Genomic DNA, 19,940 nt, shown 5'->3' with positions numbered 1-19,940 from the left:
TTATTGGTCGCAGAATTGCGCGCGTCCCATAGTCCTATGCGATAGGTCCCACTTATATGTCGGCATCGGAATAGAAGCGTCGGACAACACACCCCCGATCTCTGGCCAACGGCTTCCGCGCGCGTATGATGACTGCCCATGAATCTTGAGATTCGGCATCTGCGCGCAATCTGCGCAATCGACGACGAGGGGAGCCTTTCCAAAGCCGCGACCGTCCTCGGACTGACGCAACCGTCGCTGACCCTGCTGCTCCAGCGGGTCGAGACGGTGCTCGGCGGGCGGCTTTTCCAGCGCAGCAGATCCGGCGCCACGCCGACGCCCCTCGGCTCGGTCGTCCTGGACCGCGCCCGGCTCATCCTCGGCGAGCTGGACACGTTCGGCACGGACTTCGTCCGGACCGACCAGCACCGCCCGATCAGGCTCGGCATCTGGCCCGTGAGCTGGGTGAACGCCCTCATCGACCAGCTCGACGTGGAGCTGCCGAACTCCAGCGTCCTGGTCGAGCCGTCCAGCCGCAAGCTCACCCAGGCGATCCGGCACGGCCACCTGGACATCGCCGTGATCGCGCTGGCGTACGAGGACGCGATTCCCGGAAACGCCAGCCTCGGCCGCCGAATGCTCCTCCCCCGGCTGCCCATTTCCGTGGCGATCGCGCGATCCCACCCGCTCGCGGCCACGCCGGAAATCGAACTCGCCGACCTCGCCAACGAATCCTGGATCGCGCCGTCCGGCTCGGACGACGGCTGCCTCACCCAACTGCACGCCGCCTGCCGGCGGGCCGGATATCGGCCGCGCATTCGATTCGACATACCGTCCGGGAATGGCACGCACCTCATTTCCTCGGGCAAGGCCGTGCGGCTGGTCGAGCCGACCGGCAATTACCCCGGAATCAAGCTGGCGCTGCTGGCCGGGGAGCCGCTGTCGCTGCGCGTGTTCCTGGTCTGGCGGCGCGACCGGGTACCGGAGGACGACGCCGACCGGGTGTTCCGGATGGCGGCGCGGATCTTCCAGCGGACGGCGCTGGCGAGCCCGGACTTCGGCCCGTGGTGGCGCGCCCACCCGGAACTCCACCCGCTCGCGGACAAGCCCGGCCTCCTCGCCGGCCCCGAGCTGGAGCCGGAGCCCGCCGACAACCCCTGCGCCTGACGACCCTTGCGCCGACTCCTGACGCCCCCGACCGGCCCGCCGCGCGTGCACGGCCCGGTGGAGAGACCGGACCGTGCACGCCCCCGGCGGGCTACTGGATGCCGGCGGTGTTGAGCAGCAGGTTCGGCGACCCCGAACCGGGGTTGGTGACCTTGCCGCTGACGGCCGCCCCCGTGACGGCCCTGTTCACCTCCGCCTGCGTCGCCTGCGGGTGGCTCTGCAAATACAGCGCCACCGCCCCCGCGACGTGCGGCGTCGCCATCGACGTGCCGGACATGCCGGTCGTCCCGGTGTCGCTGCTGTGCGACGCCGACACGATGCCCTCGCCCGGCGCGAAGATGTCGACGCAGGTGCCGTGGTTGGAGAAGCCCGCCCGGGCGTCCCGCTGGCCGGTCGCGGCGACGTTGAGGACGTCCGGGATGACGCCGCCGGGGCCGAACGTGCAGCCGTCGGCGCCGCTGTTGCCGGCGGCGGCGACGAAGACGTACCCGGCCTTGATGGCGTTCTCGAACGCCCGGTCGCCGATGTGCGCGTCGTCGAAGCCCCAGCTCATGTTCACCACGGACGGCTTGACGCCCTCCCCGGCGATCCAGTCGATCGCCTCGACGCCGTCGGAGTCGGGGGCCGAGCCGTCGCAGCCGAGCATCCGCAGCGCGACGAGCGTGGCCTTCTTCGCCACGCCCAGCGTCTTCCCGATGATCGTGCCGGCGGTGTGCGTGCCGTGGCCGTTGCAGTCGATGCTGCCCGTGTCGTCGTCCAGGAAGTCCTTCCCGGCGGTGGCCCGGCCCTCGAAGTCGCGGTGGGTGGGGCGCACGCCGGTGTCGGTGTCGTAGACGGTGACGCCCTCGCCGGTCCGGTCGTAGGTGTACTTGCGGTCCAGCGGCAGGTCCTTCTGGTCGATCCGGTCCAGGCCCCAGTTGGGCGGGTTGTCCTGGGTGTCGGCGGCCAGGATCGTGCCGTCCTGCCGGACCTCGGCCACGGCCGGGTCGGCCGCCAGCCGGCGGGCGGCCGCCGCCGGCAGGCCGCGCACGTTGAAGCCGTGCAGGGCCGCGGTGTAGACGGCGTCGAGCCGGCCGCCGTACCGGCGGACCAGCGTCGTCGCCGCGGCGGTGACGGCCGCGCCGGCCGCGGCCGGCGCCGGTCCGGCGTCGTCGAGCAGCACGATGTACGAGCCGGGGACCGGGCGCGCGGCCGCCGTGCGGACGTGGCCCTCCGGCGCGGCGGCCTCGGCGGTACCGGCGACGGCCAGCGCGAGGGTGAGGGCCGCGGCCACGGCGAGCGCGCGGCGGACCGGGGTGCGGTGGGTCACCGGGGCGTCCCCTCGTCAGTGGCGGCGTGCAGGTCGGCGAGCAGGCGCTGGGCGTCGCCCTCCGGCTCCCCGCCGCGCGGGTAGACGTCCACGGCGGCCTCGTCCCGGCCGAGGTCGCGGGCGCAGTCGACGCGGACGCGCCAGCCGTCGTACCGGTCCTCGTGCCCGGTCAGCGAGCCGTCGCTGACCGTCGACACGGCCAGCCCGGTGCGGGGCAGCTCGAAGGTCGCCTGCGGGTTCCGGACGCGCAGGCACAGGGCGACGATGTGGCCGTTGATCCGCGACCGGGCGAAGCCGAAGCCGCGCTTGAACCGCAGGCTGCCGAAGAACTGGATGCCCTTGAGGTCCATCGTGGCCGCGTGGTTCGGCAGCACGATCGGGCGGCCGCGGAAGTCGGGGTACGGGTACCCGCAGAACCGGTGGACGTCCAGGTTGCAGGCGTCGGCGTACTGCGGCGCCGTGAGCGCGACCCGCTGGGGCGCGGCGGCGGCCGGTGCGGCGCCGACGGTCGTCGCCAGGGCGACGGCGCCGACGGCGGCGAGAACGGAGGTGTACATGGCGAAACCTTCCGGGTTGGGCGGCGTCAGACGCCGGCGGTCTGCTGGATCCAGGAGCGGACGGCGGAGCTGACGATCGTGTTGTAGCCGCCGAAGCCGGAGCCGTCGGTCGGCTTGTTGCCGATGGAGCAGACGGCGACCAGGTCGCCGGCGGAGTTGAGCATCGGGCCGCCGGAGTCGCCGCCGGCGGTGTCGCCGTCGTTGCGGATGCAGGCGACGTCGCCGAAGTCGCTGGCGCAGTCCAGCTCGGTGACGGTGCCGCTGGACGTCCGGAGGTTCTCGGCCAGGTTGGTCCAGTCGGAGTTCTGGTAGCCCCAGCCGTACACCCGCTCCTGCATCCCGACGCTGAGGCTGCCCTGCGCGGCCACCGTCAGGTACGTCGCCTGCACGCCCGAGGCCAGCTTGAGCAGGGCGACGTCGTTGTTGCCCGGCGCCCGGACGACCTGCGCGACGTTCGCCGTGCTGCCGCCGGAGGAGCGGGTCAGCGACCCGACCCGGACGCTGAGCGACGGCTGGTCGACGCAGTGCTTGGCGGTGATCACCCACTCCGCCGCGATGATCGACGAGGTGCAGGTGAAGCGCCCGTTGGTGTGCAGGGCGGAGATCCAGGGCAGCGGCGTGCTCACCTGCTGCCCGCCGCGATCGCTGCCGTCACGACGAGGTGGGTCAGTGACTTTCGCATGTGGAGCACTTCCTCGACTGGGGGCGGGGCCTTTCGCGCTTTCCGAAAGGTGCGGTATTCCGTCGGCCGGACGGGCCCGACCGATTTGCTGATACGGCCGACGCTAGGCCGATCCCCGCCCGCCGAACAGACCCTTTCCAATCAGTCTGCATTGATGTGCATCAATACTGTGGAAGACTCCCGCGGACAGGTTCAGGCGGCGCCGGCGGACGCGCCGCCCGGCTGCTGACCTGGGGGGATGTGCGTGGAGTCGGCGACGGCCTCCCGCACCCAGCGGTACAGGCAGGACTCGGAAATGCCGTGGTCTCTGGCGATCCGGCGCATGGTGTGCTCGCCCCGCCGGACCGCCGCCACCACTTTGGCGCGAAACTCGGGCGGGTGTGATCTCGGCACGGCAGCACTCTTTCCATGCATCGGGTGGAGCGCACGGCCGCCGCCGAGCCGCGTCGGTCCCGGGACCCGGCGGAATTATCCGATGCTATCCAGTTCGCCGGTCGCCCAGAAGTCGCCAACAAGTGTCTGCCAACAATAATGGCGGCGATTCGGTTTATTACTGCAAGCGGACGTTGTGGCTCACGGGTGTCACATCAGGCCCCTGACCAGGCCGTTCGTACTCCCGGGACCCCGTCACCCATCCGGACCGGGTGCGGCACCGAAGTACCCGTATGCCGGCCGGTCGCCGGCGCCCGCGGTACGGATCGGTGGAGGATGGCATGGTGACGGATGCCGGCGGTGCGGTACCGGGGCGGGCGCGGCTGCGGGCGGTGCCCGGCGACGCCGAGCCGGCGCCGGAGTGCGCCGAGCTGCTCGGCCGGGTGGCGCGCGGGGACGAGGCGGCGTTCGGCCGCCTCTACGACGTGCTCGCGCCGCGGGTGTTCGGGCTGATCCGCCGCGTGCTGCGGGACCCGGCCCAGGCCGAGGAGGTCGCGCAGGAGGCGCTGCTGGAGGTCTGGCGCACGGCCGGCCGGTTCGACCCGGCGCGCGGGTCGGCGCAGGGCTGGGTGCTGACGATCGCGCACCGCCGCGCGGTCGACCGGGTGCGGTCGGAGCAGGCCAGCACCGAGCGGACCCGGCGGGTCGGCGCGGCGTCGGTGGACGTGCCGTACGACGACGTGGTGGACCGGGCGATCGGCCGGCTGGAGCGGCAGCAGGTGCGCCGCTGCCTGGACGCGCTGACCCCGGTGCAGCGGGAGGCGATCAGCCTCGCGTACTACGGGGGCCACACCTACCAGCAGGTCGCGGCGATGCTCGGCGCCGGCCTGCCCACGGTGAAGACGAGGATGCGGGACGGCCTGATCCGGCTGCGCGACTGCATGGACCCGGCGGGGGTGCGCTGATGACCGACATTCACACGCTGGCCGGCGCGTACGCCCTGGACGCGCTGGACGAGCCGGAGCGGGCCGCGTTCGAACGGCACCTGCGGGAGTGCCCGGCCTGCGCCACCGAGGTGGCCGAGCTGGCCGAGGCGGCCACCGCGCTGGCCGAGCCCACGTGGTCGGTGCCGCCGCCCGGCCTGCGCCAGCGGGTCCTCGCCGCGGCCGCGACCACCCGGCAGGAGCCGCCGGCGGTCGCCGCGCGTGCCGGGCGGCGCGGCGCGGCCGCGCGCTGGCAGCGGTTCGCCGCGGCCGCCGCCGCGGTCGGGGTGTGCGCCGCGGGCGCGGGGCTGGCCACGTACGCGTGGCAGCGGGGCGAGCTGCGCGACGAGCGGGCGGCCGCCGCCGACGCGCGGGCCACCGCCGACGGCGTGCGGGCGGTGCTCGCCGCCGCCGACGCGCGGATCCGCACCGGGGCCCTGGTCGGCGGCGGGCGGGTCACCATCGTCGCGTCGGCGCAGCGGGACCGGAGCGTGGTCGTGCTGGACGCGCCGCCCGCCGGCGAGCGGCGGGTGTACCAGTACTGGTGGATCACCGGCGCGGCGCCGGCCTCCGCGGCGGTGCTGGGCGAGGGCGAGCACGCCTCCACCCGGCTGCTGCCCGGCGCGCGCGGCGTCGACGTACTCGGGGTGACGGTGGAGCCGGCGGGCGGGTCGGCGACGCCGACGCTGCCGGTCCGCGCCGGAATCCCGCTGACCTGACACCCATCCGGATACCGCCGGGCACCGAATACCGGGTGAGACGCCGCGACCGCGGCGCCCGGTACGTCGGGAGAGGCCCATGTCCAGCACTGCTCGCGCCGAGGGGACCGCGCTCCGGTCCCTCAACCGCCCGGTCGCCTTCGCGTTCGGAGCGGTCTTCGTCCTCGTCGGCCTGGCCGGCTTCCTGGTCTCCGGCGGGCACCACGTCGCCGGCGCCGGGGGCGGCGACCTGCTCGGCCTGTTCCGGGTGAACGTCCTGCACAACCTGGTCCACCTGGCCGGCGGCGCGGTCCTGCTCGGCGCCGCGATGGCCGGCAACCGGGCGGCCGCGCTGGCGAACACGGTCTTCGGGCTGGTGTACCTCGCGGTGTTCGCGGTCGGGCTGGCCGTCATCGGCACCGCGGCCAACATCCTGGCGCTGAACGGCGCCGACAACGTCCTGCACCTGCTCCTCGGCCTCGCCCTGGCCGGCACCGGCCTGCTCGCCGGCCGCCGCTGACCCCGTCCCGTTCCGCCACACGAAGGAGTTCCACCATGCGCGTACACCCGATCGTCACCGCCGCCGCGGCCGCCGCGGTCTGCCTGTCCCTGACCGCCTGCGGCATGGACCGGACCGGGAGCGCCCCGGCGGCCACCGCGCCGACCGGCGCGATGACCGCCGACCCGGTAGCCCGGTTCGGGCCCGGCTGCGCGGCCGTACCGACGGACCCGGCGAACCCGGGCAGCTTCCCGGCCATGTCCCGGGTGCCGGTGGCCACCGCCGCGTCCGGCAACCCGCTGCTGTCCACCCTGGTCACCGCCGTCAAGCAGGCCGGCCTGGTGGACACGCTGAACGCGGCGCCGGCGGTGACCGTCCTGGCGCCGACCAACGACGCGTTCGGCAAGATCCCGAAGGCCACGCTGGACAAGGTGCTGGCGAACAGGGCGATGCTGACCAGCGTGCTGACGTACCACGTGCTGCCCGGCAAGCTGACGCCCGAGTCGCTGGCCGGCAGCCACAAGTCCATGCAGGGCAAGGAGGTCACCGTCACCGGCGGCGGCACGGACTTCACCATCAACGGCACCGCGGGGGTGGTCTGCGGCAACGTGCAGACCGCCAACGCCACGGTGTACCTCATCGACACCGTGCTGATGCCGCCGAGCTGACGCCCGGCGCGCGCGACGGCGGCGGCCCGTACCGGATCGACTCCGGTGCGGGCCGCCGTGCGTGCGCGCCCATCCGCGGGGCCGTCGGCACCGAATCCCGGGTGTCGGCCCGACCGGGGCCGCGGACGGAGGACGCCATGCTCACCCTGGTCCTGATCGGCCTGCTCGGCGGGCTGATCACCGGCATCTCGCCGTGCATCCTGCCGGTCCTCCCGGTGGTCCTCCTGGCCAGCGGCGCCCGCCGCCCCGACCAGCCCGCCGAGGCCGCCGCCCCGGGCCGGCGGCGCAGTGCCCGCCCGTACCTGGTGATCGCCGGGCTCGTGCTCAGCTTCAGCGCGATGACCCTGCTCGGCTCGCTGGTCATCGCCGCCCTCGGCCTCCCCGCCGACCTGCTGCGCTGGGTCGGCCTGGCGGTCCTCGTCACCGTCGGGCTCGGCCTGATCGTCCCGAAGCTGGAGGAGCTGCTGGAGCGCCCGTTCGCCCGGCTCCCCACCCGCCGGTTCGGCGCCGACCGGGGCGGCTTCGCCCTCGGGCTCGGCCTGGGCCTGCTGTACGTGCCGTGCGCCGGCCCGGTCCTCGCCGCCATCACCGTCGCCGGCGCCACCGGGCGGATCGGGCCGGACACCGTCGCCCTGACCCTCGCTTTCGCCGTCGGCGCCGCGCTGCCGCTGCTCGGCTTCGCCCTCGCCGGGGCCCGCCTCGCCGACCGGGTGCGCGCCTTCCGCCGCCGCGCCCGGCTGGTCCGGGCCGTCGCCGGCGGCCTGCTCATCGTGCTCGCCGCGGCCCTCGCGCTGGACCTGCCGGCCGCGCTCCAGCGCGCGCTGCCCGGCTACACCGACAGCCTGCAACGCCGGATCGAGGACAGCGCCGCGTTCCGGCCGACCCTGTCCGGCCTGACCGACGGCAGCAACGAGCGGCTCGGCAACTGCCCGAGCGGCGCGGCGGAGCTGCGCGACTGCGGGCCCGCACCGGCGATCGAGCCGACCGCGTGGCTGAACACGCCGGGCGGGCGCCCGGTCGACCTCGCCGGGCTGCGCGGCCGGACCGTCCTGGTCGACTTCTGGACGTACTCGTGCATCAACTGCCAGCGCAGCGTGCCGCACGTGCGCGCGTGGCACGACCGGTACGCCGCCGCCGGCCTCACCGTCGTCGGCGTGCACACCCCCGAGTTCGTCTTCGAGCGCGACCTCGGCAACGTCCGGGCCGGGATCGCCGACCTCGGCATCACGTACCCGGTCGCGGTCGACAACAGCTACCGGACGTGGACCAACTACCGGAACCGGTACTGGCCGGCCGCGTACCTGATCGACAGCGCCGGCACCGTCCGGTACCTGCACCTCGGCGAGGGCGGGTACGACCACACCGAGAACCTCATCCGCGAGCTGCTCGGCCGCGACCGCCCCGGCGCCGCCCTGCCGCCGCCGACCGGCACCGGCGACGACCGGCTGACCGCCGACCGGACCCCGGAGACGTACCTGGACTTCATCCGGGTCCGCGGGCGCACGGCGACGCCGGGGCTGCGGCACAACGCGGCCACCCGGTACGACCCGCCGGGCCGGCTGCCCGACGACGCCGTCGCGTTCACCGGCACCTGGACCCACGGCGACGAGTACGCCACCGCCGGCCCCGCCGCCGTCCTCGACCTGAACTACCGCGCCCGGACCGTGCACCTGGTCGCCGCCGGCACCGGCCGGCTCACCGTCGACAGCGGCGGCGCCACCAGCACGGTGGCCGTGGCCGGCACGCCGCGGGCGCACACCCTGGTCGTGCACCCGGAGCCCCGCCGGGCCACCCTCCGGGTCACGGCGACCCCGGGCCTGCGGCTGTACGCCCTGACCTTCGGCTGACCCGCCCCGGCGGACCCTCGGCCGAGCCGCCCGGCGGATCGTCAGACGTATCGCCGGGCTCGGCGCGGCGGGCCCGGCGCGGCATGGAGTGCGGCCGGGCGGGCAATAGCTACCGGTGGGCACACGAGCACCGGCGCGCGGGGGTACGCGATGAGGCTGGCCGACCTGAGCGTCACCAAGCGGCTGCTGCTGATCCTCGGCGCCGCCGTCCTGACCGTGGGGGCGGTCGCCGCGGTCGGCCTGGGCACGAGCGCCGCCGTGACCGCGGCGGCCGAGCGGCAGCGGGCGATGACCGGGGCCAAGGCCGCGGTCAGCCACCTGGACACCCGGGAGGCCGAGCTCAAGGTCGACGCCTACCGGGCGCTCGGCGACCCCGACCCGGCCGCCGCGACCGGCGAGCTGGCCGACGACCTCGCCTCGGTGGACGCGGCGCTGGCGGCGGTCGACGCGATCGCGCTGCCCGCGGACGTGCGGGCCGCGGTCGACGACGTCCGCGGCGACGTCGCCGCGTTCAACACGTTCGTCGCCGACTTCGTCCGGGACGCGCGGCAGTCCCGGACCGCGGTCCTGGGCCGGGTCGGCCAGATCGCCGAGCGCAACGACGCGGTGGACGACAAGCTGTCGGCGATCCACGACCTGGTCGCCGCCGCCGCCGCGGCCGCGGCGGCGGACCTGCGCCGGGCCGTCGACCGGGCGAACCGGTGGACCGCGCTCACGATCGTCGGCGGGCTCGCCCTGCTGCTCGCGCTGGTCCTGCCGACCATCCGGTCGATCGTCCGGCCGCTGCACGCCGTCGGCGCCGTCCTGGACCGGGTGGCCGACGGCGACCTGACCCCCGAGGCGGGCCTGCACTCCGGGGACGAGCTGGGCGCCATGGCCCGGGCGCTGGACCGCGCGACCGCCAGCATGCGCGCCTCGCTGCGGGCCATCGCCGACCACGCCGCCGGGCTGACCGCGGCGGCGGCGCAGCTCACCGGCGCGGGCGCCGGGCTCAGCGACGCCGCCCGGGCCACCACCGACCAGACGGCGTCGGCGGCCGACGAGGCGGACGAGGTGAACCGCAGCGTGCAGGCCGTCGCCGCCGGGGCGGAGGAGATGGGCCAGTCGATCCGGGAGATCTCCCGGTCGACCGGCGAGGCGGCGGGCGTGGCCGGCGTCGCGGTCGCCGAGGCGAATCGCGCGGTGCAGACGGTCGCGCAGCTCGGCGCCTCCTCGGCCGAGATCGGCAACGTGGTCAAGATGATCACCACGATCGCCGAGCAGACGAACCTGCTCGCCCTGAACGCGACCATCGAGGCCGCCCGGGCCGGGGAGGCCGGCAAGGGCTTCGCGGTCGTCGCCGGCGAGGTCAAGGACCTGGCCGGCGAGACGGCCCGGGCCACCGAGGACATCAGCGCCCGGGTCGCCGCGATCCAGCAGGACATCGGCGGGGCCGTCGAGGTGATCAACCGGATCAGCGGCGTCATCGAGACCATCAACGAGCACCAGACGACGATCGCCAGCGCCGTCGAGCAGCAGAGCGCCACGACCGGCGAGATGACGCACAGCATCAGCCGGGTCGCCGACGGCGTGCACGGCATCGCCGCCCGGATCGGCGAGATCGCGGGCGGCGCGGTCAGCTCGGCCGGCGGGGTGGAGCAGGCCAACCGGGCGGGCGCCGAGGTGGCCGCGGCCACCGACGCGCTGCGCGAGCGGATCGCCCGGTTCGACCTCGGCCGGTCCTGATCACCCCGCGGCGGGGCCGGCCGCCGGGCGGCAGGTCGGCTCGTCCGCCCGCGCCGGTACGGCGATGCCGTCCCAGGCGCCCTTGACGCTGGCGAACCGCGCGCAGTCGCCGGGGAACAGCCGGGTCGCGGCGCGCAGCGCGGCGGACCGGGCGCCGGCGTACGTCCAGTTCTCGGTCTTGAGCAGCAGCGACTCCATCCACACCCGGCCGGCGTCCCGGATGCCCAGGCCGGCCACCCGCTCGGGGCCGCCGGCGCAGATCGGGCTGGCGGGGTTGCCGTTGGTCGGCTGCGAGCCCTCGGCCATCAGGTAGAACATGTGGCTGGCCGGGCCGGACCCGTCGTGGATCTCGACATCCTTGAGCGTCGGCGACCAGCAGTTCGGCATCTTGCGCGGCGCCTTCGACGGGTCGTACCCGTTGCGCTCCGGGCCGCGGCCGAACGGGTCGGACATCTCGGCGTAGTCGTAGTCCGGCCTGTTCTTCGGGTTGTTCGCGTAGTGCTCCGTCAGCGCGCCGAAGATGTCCCCGTTGGCCTCGTTGAGCTGGAACGTCTCGGCGACGCCGTTGAACCCGCCGGGGGTGAACTGGAACACCGCGTGGCCGAACTCGTGCGCGACGATGTCCATCTCGGTCAGCAGCCGCTGCTTGTCCTTGGTCACCCCGAACGCCGTGTTGTGGCCGTTCCAGTACGCGTTCACGTCGCGCACGTTGAGCACCATCGGGAAGCCCCGGCCGGTGCCGTCGAAGCCGTCCCGGCCGAGCCAGTCGCGCAGCATGTCCCAGAACCGCTGCGCGGCGTACAGGCCGTCGACGCAGCCGGTCTCCTTGTCGCCGGCGCCGCCGCTGCCCCACGTGTCGTCGGCGCCCTTGATCGGGCCGTTGCCCTCGGCGGAGCAGAACAGGCCGCGCCGCTTCGGGTCGGCCAGCTCGAAGCCGCCGCCGGTCGCGGTGGTGTCCAGCGGTACGTCGCCGTGGTAGTGGCCCCTGCCGGTGCCGTGCGCGATCTGGTCGGACGCGGCCAGCACCCGCCCGGTCCGGGCGTCCACGACGACGTGCTGGATGCTCGGCCCGTCCCGGTCGGCGCCCTCCACCACGACCTTGTGCGCCAGCGTCGGCACGCCGTCGCGCAGCAGTACCGACAGCTCCGGCGCGCCCGCCCGGGTGACGGTCGTGAGCCGCGCCCGGGCGACCGCGGCGGCGCGGGCGGCGCTGATCCGCGGCGCGGTGTCGAGCGCCAGCCGCGGCAGCGCCGCCGGCGCGTCCAGGACCGCGCCCGCCGCGCTGACCGACACGACGAAGTCGCCGCCGAGCACGGGCAGGCCGCGGTGCGCGGTGCCGTACGCCGCGTACCAGGTGCCGGACGGGCCGCGCTGCACGCCGAGCCGCGTCACGGCCCGGTCGGGGTCGGCGGCGCGCAGGCCGGCCAGGGCGGCGTCCGCGAGCGCCCCGGCGGCAGCCGGGGTGCCGGGAGCGCCGGCCGCCGCCTGCCCGGGGGCGGCGGCCGGCGCGGCCGCGACGGGGGGCGCGGCCAGGAGGGCACCGCCGGTGACGACGGCGCTGAGCATGCCGAGTGTCCGGCGCGGAACACGGCCCATGGCGCGACCTCCGAGGGGTGGCGGGCTGGTGGGTGGGTGGCGGTGGGGCGCCGATCCAGGGCCGTCAATATACGTACGGCGGGGTGCCCGGTCGATCGACCGGCGCCGGCCGGCGCCGGCCCGACGCCGCGGCGAGCCGCGCGCGCGGACCGTGTTAGCCCTGGTCAGAAGCTTGTCGACGAGGCGGTGCCGGCACCGCCCGGTGTGCATATGTGGTCGCCGGCCCGGACGGCGCGGGGGCGGACCCCCACGCCGTCCCGGAGGCGGCGGGAGTCACTCGGTGGTCTGCGCCGGCGCGCCGTCGAGCAGCGTGATCGCCGCCCGGATCTTCTCGGTGAAGGCGCTCACCCGGGTGTAGTGGCCGGGGCTGCCCTCGCGGCCGCAGCCGACGCCGTGGCTGGTGACGCCGACCTGCACCCACTCCTTGCCGGCCGCGGCCAGCAGCGGCCCGCCGCCGTCGCCGACGCAGGTGTCCACGCCGCCGTCGGCCAGGTTGCCGGCGCAGATCTCGCTGTCGGCGTCCTTGCCGCAGATCTTGCCGGTGACGACCGGCAGGTCGACCTGGCGCAGGTTCTTGACCGGCTTGCCGCCCTCCTTGGTGCTGCCCCAGCCGAGGGCGCGCATTGTCTTCTTGGTGTCGAGTGCGTCGTCCGCGGGCAGCAGCGGGTGGCTCTTGACCTTGATGGACTTGGTCAGCTTGACCACGGCCCAGTCGCCGGCGCCGATGCCGTCGCCGAGGACGTACCGGTTGCCCTGCCGGCGGGTCCCCGCCTCCGCCGCGGCGGTGTGGTCGAGCTGGCCGATGTCGGCGGTCACCCCGGTCGGCTTCCCGAACGCCTTGTCCTCGGCGACGCACTGCTGGGCGGTCAGCACGATGTTCGCGGACAGCAGCGTGCCGCCGCAGCCCTTGGAGCCGCCCGTGAACGCGATGGTCAGGTGGGCCATCCACGGGTGGTCGCCCGCGGCCGCCTCCTTGCCGCCCACGATCCGGTCGTCGACGGCCCCGCCCCGGGGCGCGGCCGATTCGGCGTACGCGGCCGTCGCGACGGCGGGCGCCGCGACCGCGGCAACCAGGGTGGCTATCAGCAAGGCTCGATTCATTTCCAATTCTCCTCTCGGCCGCGCAGAAGCGACCGAATACTCATCCGAAAGGGACGGTCGGCCACGGGGATCGATGCGCGGTTGGGATCGAACGCGCCGACCATCGGCAGGTGGGGCGGCACGGTGTGGCGAAACCGTAGGCAGGTCAGCGCACGGAAATCAAATGCCGTACGGTGCCGCGGCGCGCAATTAACGCCCCGCTAATACGGGCCGCCGCGCCCGACACCGGCACGTCGCGAGCAGGGCGACGGATAGTGCGCCCGGCCGATGGGAACCATGCGTTCACGTTCATCGGCAATACGGACACGGCCCGCCGGACCAATCGGACGCGCTGCCCGCCGCGCGCTATGCGCCCGCCCCGCAAGATGCTATGCCCCGCATTCGGGCCGGCTAAGAATTCGGCAAGGAAACTTGCCGGCGCCGACTGCGCAAATGTAAATGTCGACGCCGCCCGACCCGGTCGGCGATCATGTCAGCCACCGCAGGACGAGAGGAGTCATCATGCGCCGCCGCGCCACCCTACTCGCCGTCGCCCTCTGCCTCGGGCAGCTCCCCACCCCGGCCGCCGCCGCCCCACCCACCGGCCCGGACCGCGCCGTCACCGTCGCCCCGGACCACATCACCGCCGGCCCGGACCGCGCCGTCGCCGCACCGGACCGCACCACCGCCGGGCCGGGCCGGATCATCGGCGGCGAGACCGTCACCGGCCCCGTGCCGTGGGCCGCCGCCCTGAAGATCTGCACCGCCACGCTCATCGCGCCGCGGTGGGTGCTCACCGCCGCGCACTGCTTCCTCGGCCCGCAGCCGGAGTTCGCCGTCGGCGAGGCGGACAAGAGCCGCGGCCGGCGGGTGGTCGCCGCCGAGGCGTTCAACGGCGGCGTCGGCACCGACACCCGGGACCTCCTGCTGTACCGACTGGCCGAGCCCGTCGCCGGGGCCACCCCGGTGCCGCTGGCCGACGCCGACCCGCCCGTCGGCGCGGAGGTGCGCGTCTACGGCTGGGGCCGGACCTGCGCCGACTGCCCCGGTACGACGGTCATGAAGACGGCGACGATGCGCGTCACCACCACCGCCGGGACCGACTACAAGCGCGGCCCCGCCATCGGCAGCGAGGCCGGGACCGGCAGGGTCGCGCAGGGCGACTCGGGCGGCCCGATGTTCCACGACGGGAAGCTGGTCGGCGTCACGTCGATGGAGTACCGGGGGCTCTCCTGGCACGCCAGCATCGCCCGCAACCGGGCCTGGATCCGCGCGATCACCGGCCGCTGACCCGGAACGCCCGCAGGCCGCCGCCGTCCCGGTGGACGACCACGTCCCCGGCGAGCACCCGGCCGGCGCGGTCGCCGGACAGCGCCGGCGTGTGCCGGTCGGCGCCGGTGTCGGCGTCCACCGCGTAGCAGCGCGGGCCGGTGTGCACGAACAGCGGACATCCCCCCGGCGGAATGCGGCGGCGGCGGCGCCGTGGTATCGACACAGCTCGATGAAGGTGGGAGCATCTCAGCCATCCGCCCCCGGCCCGGCCCGTTCCGCGACAGCCCGCCACCCGGCTGAACCGAGGAGTCCCCATGCGCCCGCTCCCGTCCGCGGCCGGCATCGCCGCCGGCGTCCTCGCCCTCAGCGTCACCGCCGTCGCCCCGGCGGCGGCCCACGACCTGCGCACCGCCGAGGGCCGGGCCGAGGCCCGGGCCCGCGTCGCCGGCTACCAGCCGGCCTGGCTGCACGCCGACCGCAGCACCGGCGCCGCCGTACCGTGCGTCAACGGCCGGGCCGGCGACTACCCGTGCAAGAACGTGGACCTGCTCAGCCACCTGCCGGTCAGCGCGCTCGGCGGCGGCACCGAGGCGCTGAGCATGTGGTACTGGATCGACAGCAGCACGAGCCGGGAGTACGCGGTCGTCACCCGGGACAACGGCGTCGGCTTCGTCGACGTCACCGACCCGGTCAACCCGAAGTACCTGGGCAACCTCCCCTCGCACGGCGGGACCACGAGCGGCTGGCGGGACGTCCGCGTGCACCGCGACACCGCGTACGTCGGCGCCGACGGGATCAACACCCACGGCCTCCAGGTGTTCGACCTGAAGCGGCTGCGCGGCGTCACCAGCCCGCAGACGTTCGCCGCCGACGCCCGGTACGACAGGATCGGCAACATCCACACCATCGGCGTCGACCCGGCCGCGAACGTGCTGCACGCCGTCGGCTCGAACACGTGCAGCGGCGGCAACCACATGATCGACATCGCCGACCCGCTGAAGCCGAAGAACCTCGGCTGCTACAGCGGCGACGGGTACGTGCACGAGAACATCCCGGAGAAGTACGCCGGCCCCGACACCGAGCACACCGGCAAGCACATCACCTTCAACTACGCGGTCAAGAACTTCACGATCGTCGACGTGACCGACCCGAGGTCGCCGAAGCCGATCGGCAAGGGCACGTACCCCGGCGCGTCCTTCATCCACCAGGGCGACCGGACGCCCGACTGGCGGTACGTCGTGCAGAACGACGAACTGATCTCCACCTCGTCCGGCTCCCCGTCGTTCGTCTGGGACATCAGCGACCTGGACAACCCGCGGATGGTCCGCACCGACCGGATCAGCGGGATGAGGGCCACCCGGCACAACCAGTACAACCTCGGCAACCGGATGTACCAGGGCGCCTACAACGCCGGCCTGCGCATCCACGACAGCAGCAAGCTGCCGGGCGGGTACGGGGAGGTCGGCTTCTTCGACGTGCACCCGGCCGACGACAGCAGCGGCTTCCACGGCGCGTGGACGGCGATCCCGTGGTTCGGCAAGGGGTCGGTGGTGGCGGTCAGCTCCATCGAGGGCGGGCTGTTCCTCCTCCGCCCGACCGGCGCCGCCCGCAGCAGCGCCGCCCGCTGACCCGTCATACGATCGACCGACCACCACGGCACTCGTTGCCCGCTGTTTCCTCTCGGCCGGCTTTCCCTTGACCCCGTACAGGGTCGCCGACGATTCTGAAACCGGAAACGGCACGCACATCCGGTGATCGTGGAGGCGCCGTGAAGCTTGAGTTCATCGGCAAGGACCCTGACTCGAATGGCGGGGACTCGCCGACCGTGTACCGCTGCCCGGACCGCGACAGCTATGTGATCCAGGGCTGGAAAATCGACGCCGGTACCCTTGCGTCGTTGAACATGCCGGCCCACGAGGACGCGATCGAGATCCCGTCCCGGATGCTCCGGTACCTCCAGATCGAGAAGTAGGGCGCACGTGCTGCACGAGGTGGACCGCGACGAGTTCGTCGCCCGCTACAGCGCCATCGAGCGCGAATGGGTCCACATGGAACTGCGGGACTTCTACGGCGTGCCCGGCGACTTCGAGGCGTTCGCCCAGTGGAGGCGCGGCGAGCCGGTGGACAACTCGTACCTGGACGACTGGCACGCCCTCGTGTCGCGCCTGTCGGGCGAGGGCAAGTCGCTGCGCCGCATCAAGGTGGTGTGCGAACCGCTGGGCGAGTACCACCGGTTCTCGTACGAAACGATCGACGACATCGTTCGGGCGGGCGAGCCCACCCGCTGGTGCGGCCGGGACAAGCTGACGGCGCTCCGCCTGCCCGCCACCGACTTCTACGTTCTCGACCAGCGGACGGCGATGTTCCTGCACTACGACGGGCAGGGCGTCGTGAGCAAGCGCCTGGTGACCGAGGATCCCGAACTGGTGCGGTTCTGCCGGGCCGTGTTCGAGGACGTCTGGCCGCTGGCCACCGACCACCACGACTACCGACCCCGAATCTGACCTCACCGAAGGGCGCGGGTCCCTTTCGCGCCAACCGTCAGCCCGAGCCGCCCGGCGGGGTGCCGCCCGGCGGCGGCGGGGCGCCCGGTGCGCCGCCCGGCGGGGTGCCGCCCGGCGGCGGGCCGCCGGGAGCCCCGCTCGGCGGCGCCCCACCCGGCCCGCCCGGCGGGGCGTTGCCGCCGCCGGCCGGGGTCGTCGTCGGGTCCACCCGGACCAGCAGCGACACCGTGTAGCCGCGGGTGACATCGCCGGTGACCGTACCGAGCTGGCTGGTCCCGCCGTCGTCGCCGAAGACGTTGTCGTCGGTCAGGGTGACCCGGCTCAGGTTGGTGACCGAGGCGGCGTAGCCGGCCTGCGCGTACACCTGCCTGCATACCGCCTCGGGCAGCGCCACCTGCGAGGTGGCGAGGGCCCTGTCGGCGTCGGTGATCGACGCCCGGTCCGGGTACACCTCGAAGTGGATGTGCGGCCAGCGCCCCGAGTAGCAGGCCGGGAAGATGCTCGTGAACCGCACCCGACCGGTGGCGTCGGCGAGCTGTACACCGCGCAGATAGTTCTCGCCGGTGATCCCCGCCGAGTACATCGAATAGCGCCCCTCGCGGTCGCACTGCCACACGTAGACCGCGACGCCCGTGAATGGCTTGCCGCCGTTCGACAGATCCTGAATGGTGAGATCCAGCGTCATCGGCACGCCGGCGGCGGTGCCGCTCGCGGTCCCGAAACCGGACCGGATGTCGCTGCGCACGATGCCGCTGCGGGTGAGGACGTTCGGGCCGTTGGAGCCGTCGCCGGGGTACGGCCCGGCGGTCTCCTGCGGGATCTCGCCGGTGCTCGCGCTCGCGCTGGCCGAGGGCGTCGCCGCGGTGTTGTCGGTACCGTCGCCGCAGGCAGCGAGCCCGAGCGTGGCGGCGCCGAGGCCGGCGGCGCGGAGCATCCGGCGGCGGTCCAGCAGCGTGGCGAGGTCGAAGGCGAGCCCCTGGTCGACGAGTTCCTCGTCCGGCCGGGGCAGCGGGCGACCCTCGTGCATGGGCGGCGAATGGCGCGGCATCGGGTGCTCCGATCGTGGGTCGGGAATGGCGCTTGCGGTACCCACAGTGGCGATGCTGTTCAGCAGTCAGCCGTGCCCCGCCCGGGGAATTCCTGTGAGATTCCGGCGGGGCTTCTCTGCGCGACGATATGCCAGCCACGGCGCGAATTCCCGGGATTGCCCGGCTCGGGCCGCCCGTACCGGGTCGGCGCGCGGATGGACAGTACGCGAGCGCGGCCGAACGATCCGCACCCGTGCGATCACGGTGCGTTGCGGACCGCCCTCTATCGACAAACTCGAATCGAACGACCAGAATATCGAAGCCCAGCCATGTGACGGGCGCCACCGCGCACCCGGCACGGGTATCACCCGCACGCGCGGCCCCCGCTGCCCCCATCCACCCGGGAGTCATCGTGAATCGTCGTTTCCTCGCCACCCTCGCCGCGGCCGGTGCCGTGGCCCTCGCCGCCGGCCTCGTCGGCGCCCCCGCCTCGGCCGACCCCGGCCAGACCCGCATCGTCGGCGGCAAGGCCGCCGCCGAGGGCGCCTACCCCTGGGTGGGCCACCTCAGCATGGGCTGCGGCGGCTCGCTCGTCTCGCCGGACGTCGTGCTCTCCGCCGCCCACTGCTTCGAGGGCGGCAGCAGCCGCACCACGGTCAGCATCGGCAAGGTCAACTACAACCAGGGCACCAAGGTGTCCAGCTCGGGCGTCAAGTACGGCCGCGGCCCGGGCGACGGCGACACGCCGTCGTCGAACGTCGCCGACTGGGCCGTGATCAAGCTGAGTCAGCCGATCACCAACATCGCCCCGGTCGCGGTGCCGACCGACAGCAAGTACGACGCCACCCCGACCTTCCGCGCGATGGGCTGGGGCGCCACCAGCGAGGGCGGCAGCGGCACCACGCTGCTGCGCGAGGTCGACCTGCCGTACATCGCCGACGAGAAGTGCCCCGACTCCGTCGGCAAGGCCGAGATCTGCGCCGGTGACCTGCAGAAGGGCGGCATCGACACCTGCCAGGGCGACTCGGGCGGGCCGCTGGCCGCGCGCGACGGCGACCGCTGGGTGCTGGTCGGCATGACGAGCTGGGGCGTGGGCTGCGCCCGGGCCAAGAACCCCGGCCACTACGCGCAGCTCAGCTCGTTCATCCCGCAGATCAAGAGCGCGATCCAGAGCCTCGGCGGCACGCTGCCCGCCGGCTGGTGATCATCACCGGGTCCCCGCCCGCACCGGCAGGGGACCCGGCTCCCGGCCGGTGAGCCGCCGGCCCGCTCGAACCGGCCGGACCTCCGGCCCTGCACACCCGAACCGCCCGCGCCCGGCCACCGGTGCGCGGGCGGGCCGTGCGTCCCGGCCACCTGCGCCTCCCCAGCCACCCCGGCCGGCGCCGGCCATGACCTCGACCAGCGGGCCGGTCGGCTAGCGGACCGAGGCGCTGGCCAGCAGGCGGCGCAGCAGCGCGCGGGGACGCCGCCGGCGCCGCCGGACCACCGCCGCCACCGCGACCGCCACCGGTACCGCCGCCGCGCCCGTGGCCACCGCCGCCCGCCGCCACCGCTGCCGGGTCGCCGGGTCCGCCTCCCGGACCGCCGTCCGCATCCGCTCGACCCCGTCCGTCGTCGCCTGCCGCGCCCGCTGCCACCGCTGCGCCGCCGCGGCCGCCAGCGCGGCGCCCGGCGCCGCCTCGTCGGCCGGCGGCCGGGTCGCGTCGTCGGCCGGCGCCGGCGCGTCGGCCGAGCGGGACACCTGCCGCGGCGAGGTCTTTCCGGTACCGGCGGTGCTGCTCGCGCTCTTCGTCGTCATCGTGCTGCGCTCCCTGCTCCCGGCGGCGGCCGATGCCGCCGCTCCAGCAGCCCTTTCCCCGTCGGCGGGAGAGGAAACGGCCGGTGGCCGGATCCACCCGCGGTGATGACCGCCCGGCGAACCGGTACGGCGTCCGGCTAGGACAGCCGCACGTACAGCAGGCGGTTCGGGAC

21 protein-coding genes are annotated in these 19,940 nt (G+C 74.3%); 12 read left to right on the top strand and 9 right to left on the bottom strand.

Features of this window, described 5'->3' with window-relative positions:
• Window positions 1–138: 138 nt before the first annotated feature.
• Window positions 139–1,146 carry a LysR family transcriptional regulator gene (locus IEY94_RS22250; RefSeq protein WP_189172208.1) on the top strand — a complete coding sequence of 336 codons (1,008 nt, stop codon included), beginning with the start codon at window positions 139–141 and terminating at the stop codon, window positions 1,144–1,146.
• Window positions 1,147–1,237: 91 nt separating this feature from the next.
• On the opposite strand, the gene IEY94_RS22245 is transcribed toward IEY94_RS22250, so the two are convergent.
• The 4 genes from IEY94_RS22245 to IEY94_RS22230 form a co-directional block, all read right to left on the bottom strand.
• Entirely contained in the window at window positions 1,238–2,455 is a 1,218-nt protein-coding gene (locus tag IEY94_RS22245) for a S8 family peptidase (protein ID WP_189172207.1), read from the bottom strand.
• A complete protein-coding gene (locus IEY94_RS22240; RefSeq protein ID WP_189172206.1) occupies window positions 2,452–3,012 on the bottom strand; it encodes a hypothetical protein in 561 nt (186 codons plus the stop codon). The genes IEY94_RS22245 and IEY94_RS22240 overlap by 4 nt, the downstream gene beginning before the upstream one ends.
• A gap of 26 nt (window positions 3,013–3,038) precedes the next feature.
• Window positions 3,039–3,638 (bottom strand): S1 family peptidase, encoded by a 600-nt coding sequence (locus IEY94_RS22235; protein ID WP_189172205.1) that lies wholly within the window; start codon window positions 3,636–3,638, stop codon window positions 3,039–3,041.
• Between the two features lie 248 nt (window positions 3,639–3,886).
• Window positions 3,887–4,087, bottom strand: a complete 201-nt coding sequence (locus tag IEY94_RS22230; RefSeq protein ID WP_189172204.1) for a transposase — start codon at window positions 4,085–4,087, stop codon at window positions 3,887–3,889.
• Between the two features lie 320 nt (window positions 4,088–4,407).
• Between IEY94_RS22230 and sigK the strand changes: the two genes are divergently transcribed.
• From sigK to IEY94_RS22200, 6 genes are all read left to right on the top strand, one after another.
• A complete protein-coding gene (sigK, locus tag IEY94_RS22225; protein WP_189172203.1) occupies window positions 4,408–5,031 on the top strand; it encodes an ECF RNA polymerase sigma factor SigK in 624 nt (207 codons plus the stop codon).
• Window positions 5,031–5,768, top strand: a complete 738-nt coding sequence (locus tag IEY94_RS22220) for an anti-sigma factor (RefSeq protein WP_229784351.1) — start codon at window positions 5,031–5,033, stop codon at window positions 5,766–5,768. The genes sigK and IEY94_RS22220 overlap by 1 nt, the downstream gene beginning before the upstream one ends.
• Before the next feature lie 79 nt (window positions 5,769–5,847).
• Window positions 5,848–6,267, top strand: coding sequence for a DUF4383 domain-containing protein (locus IEY94_RS22215; protein ID WP_189172202.1), 420 nt, complete (start codon window positions 5,848–5,850; stop codon window positions 6,265–6,267).
• 35 nt (window positions 6,268–6,302) lie between these two features.
• Window positions 6,303–6,914, top strand: coding sequence for a fasciclin domain-containing protein (locus tag IEY94_RS22210; protein ID WP_189172201.1), 612 nt, complete (start codon window positions 6,303–6,305; stop codon window positions 6,912–6,914).
• Window positions 6,915–7,051: 137 nt separating this feature from the next.
• Window positions 7,052–8,761, top strand: coding sequence for a cytochrome c biogenesis protein DipZ (locus IEY94_RS22205; RefSeq protein WP_189172200.1), 1,710 nt, complete (start codon window positions 7,052–7,054; stop codon window positions 8,759–8,761).
• 150 nt (window positions 8,762–8,911) lie between these two features.
• Window positions 8,912–10,486 (top strand): methyl-accepting chemotaxis protein, encoded by a 1,575-nt coding sequence (locus IEY94_RS22200; RefSeq protein ID WP_189172199.1) that lies wholly within the window; start codon window positions 8,912–8,914, stop codon window positions 10,484–10,486.
• On the opposite strand, the gene IEY94_RS22195 is transcribed toward IEY94_RS22200, so the two are convergent.
• Together IEY94_RS22195 and IEY94_RS22190 are read right to left on the bottom strand one after the other, a co-directional pair.
• A complete protein-coding gene (locus IEY94_RS22195; protein WP_189172198.1) occupies window positions 10,487–12,082 on the bottom strand; it encodes a M4 family metallopeptidase in 1,596 nt (531 codons plus the stop codon). It lies immediately after the preceding gene.
• 273 nt (window positions 12,083–12,355) lie between these two features.
• A complete protein-coding gene (locus IEY94_RS22190; RefSeq protein ID WP_189172197.1) occupies window positions 12,356–13,183 on the bottom strand; it encodes a S1 family serine peptidase in 828 nt (275 codons plus the stop codon).
• A 501-nt stretch (window positions 13,184–13,684) separates the two neighbouring features.
• Here IEY94_RS22190 and IEY94_RS22185 point away from each other — a divergent pair.
• A complete protein-coding gene (locus IEY94_RS22185) occupies window positions 13,685–14,452 on the top strand; it encodes a S1 family peptidase (RefSeq protein WP_189172196.1) in 768 nt (255 codons plus the stop codon).
• Here IEY94_RS22185 and IEY94_RS22180 read toward each other — a convergent pair.
• Window positions 14,439–14,600, bottom strand: a complete 162-nt coding sequence (locus tag IEY94_RS22180) for a hypothetical protein (protein WP_189172195.1) — start codon at window positions 14,598–14,600, stop codon at window positions 14,439–14,441. The genes IEY94_RS22185 and IEY94_RS22180 overlap by 14 nt on opposite strands.
• Window positions 14,601–14,748: 148 nt before the next feature.
• On the opposite strand from IEY94_RS22180, the gene IEY94_RS22175 reads away from it, so the two are divergent.
• The 3 genes from IEY94_RS22175 (at window position 14,749) to IEY94_RS22165 (ending at window position 16,938) form a co-directional block, all read left to right on the top strand.
• Window positions 14,749–16,062 (top strand): choice-of-anchor B family protein, encoded by a 1,314-nt coding sequence (locus IEY94_RS22175; protein WP_189172194.1) that lies wholly within the window; start codon window positions 14,749–14,751, stop codon window positions 16,060–16,062.
• Between the two features lie 140 nt (window positions 16,063–16,202).
• The gene (locus IEY94_RS22170; protein WP_189172193.1) at window positions 16,203–16,406 is read left to right on the top strand and encodes a hypothetical protein; all 204 of its coding nucleotides are present in this window, start codon (window positions 16,203–16,205) and stop codon (window positions 16,404–16,406) included.
• Window positions 16,407–16,413: 7 nt separating this feature from the next.
• Window positions 16,414–16,938, top strand: a complete 525-nt coding sequence (locus IEY94_RS22165; protein WP_189172192.1) for a DUF6879 family protein — start codon at window positions 16,414–16,416, stop codon at window positions 16,936–16,938.
• A gap of 37 nt (window positions 16,939–16,975) precedes the next feature.
• Here IEY94_RS22165 and IEY94_RS22160 read toward each other — a convergent pair whose 3' ends face one another.
• On the bottom strand, window positions 16,976–17,965 hold the full coding sequence (locus IEY94_RS22160; protein ID WP_229784350.1) for an intradiol ring-cleavage dioxygenase: 990 nt from the start codon (window positions 17,963–17,965) through the stop codon (window positions 16,976–16,978).
• A gap of 413 nt (window positions 17,966–18,378) precedes the next feature.
• Here IEY94_RS22160 and IEY94_RS22155 point away from each other — a divergent pair, with 413 nt between their 5' ends.
• Window positions 18,379–19,170 carry a S1 family peptidase gene (locus IEY94_RS22155; protein ID WP_189172190.1) on the top strand — a complete coding sequence of 264 codons (792 nt, stop codon included), beginning with the start codon at window positions 18,379–18,381 and terminating at the stop codon, window positions 19,168–19,170.
• 213 nt (window positions 19,171–19,383) lie between these two features.
• On the opposite strand, the gene IEY94_RS22150 is transcribed toward IEY94_RS22155, so the two are convergent.
• Window positions 19,384–19,767, bottom strand: a complete 384-nt coding sequence (locus tag IEY94_RS22150; RefSeq protein WP_189172189.1) for a hypothetical protein — start codon at window positions 19,765–19,767, stop codon at window positions 19,384–19,386.
• Window positions 19,768–19,940: the final 173 nt, after the last annotated feature.

Source organism: Pilimelia anulata, from assembly GCF_014647895.1.
In the GTDB taxonomy this organism is placed as follows: Bacteria; Actinomycetota; Actinomycetes; order Mycobacteriales; family Micromonosporaceae; genus Pilimelia; species Pilimelia anulata.
Note: the sequence above shows the minus strand (reverse complement) of the source record. Positions and strands in the feature narration are given on the sequence as shown.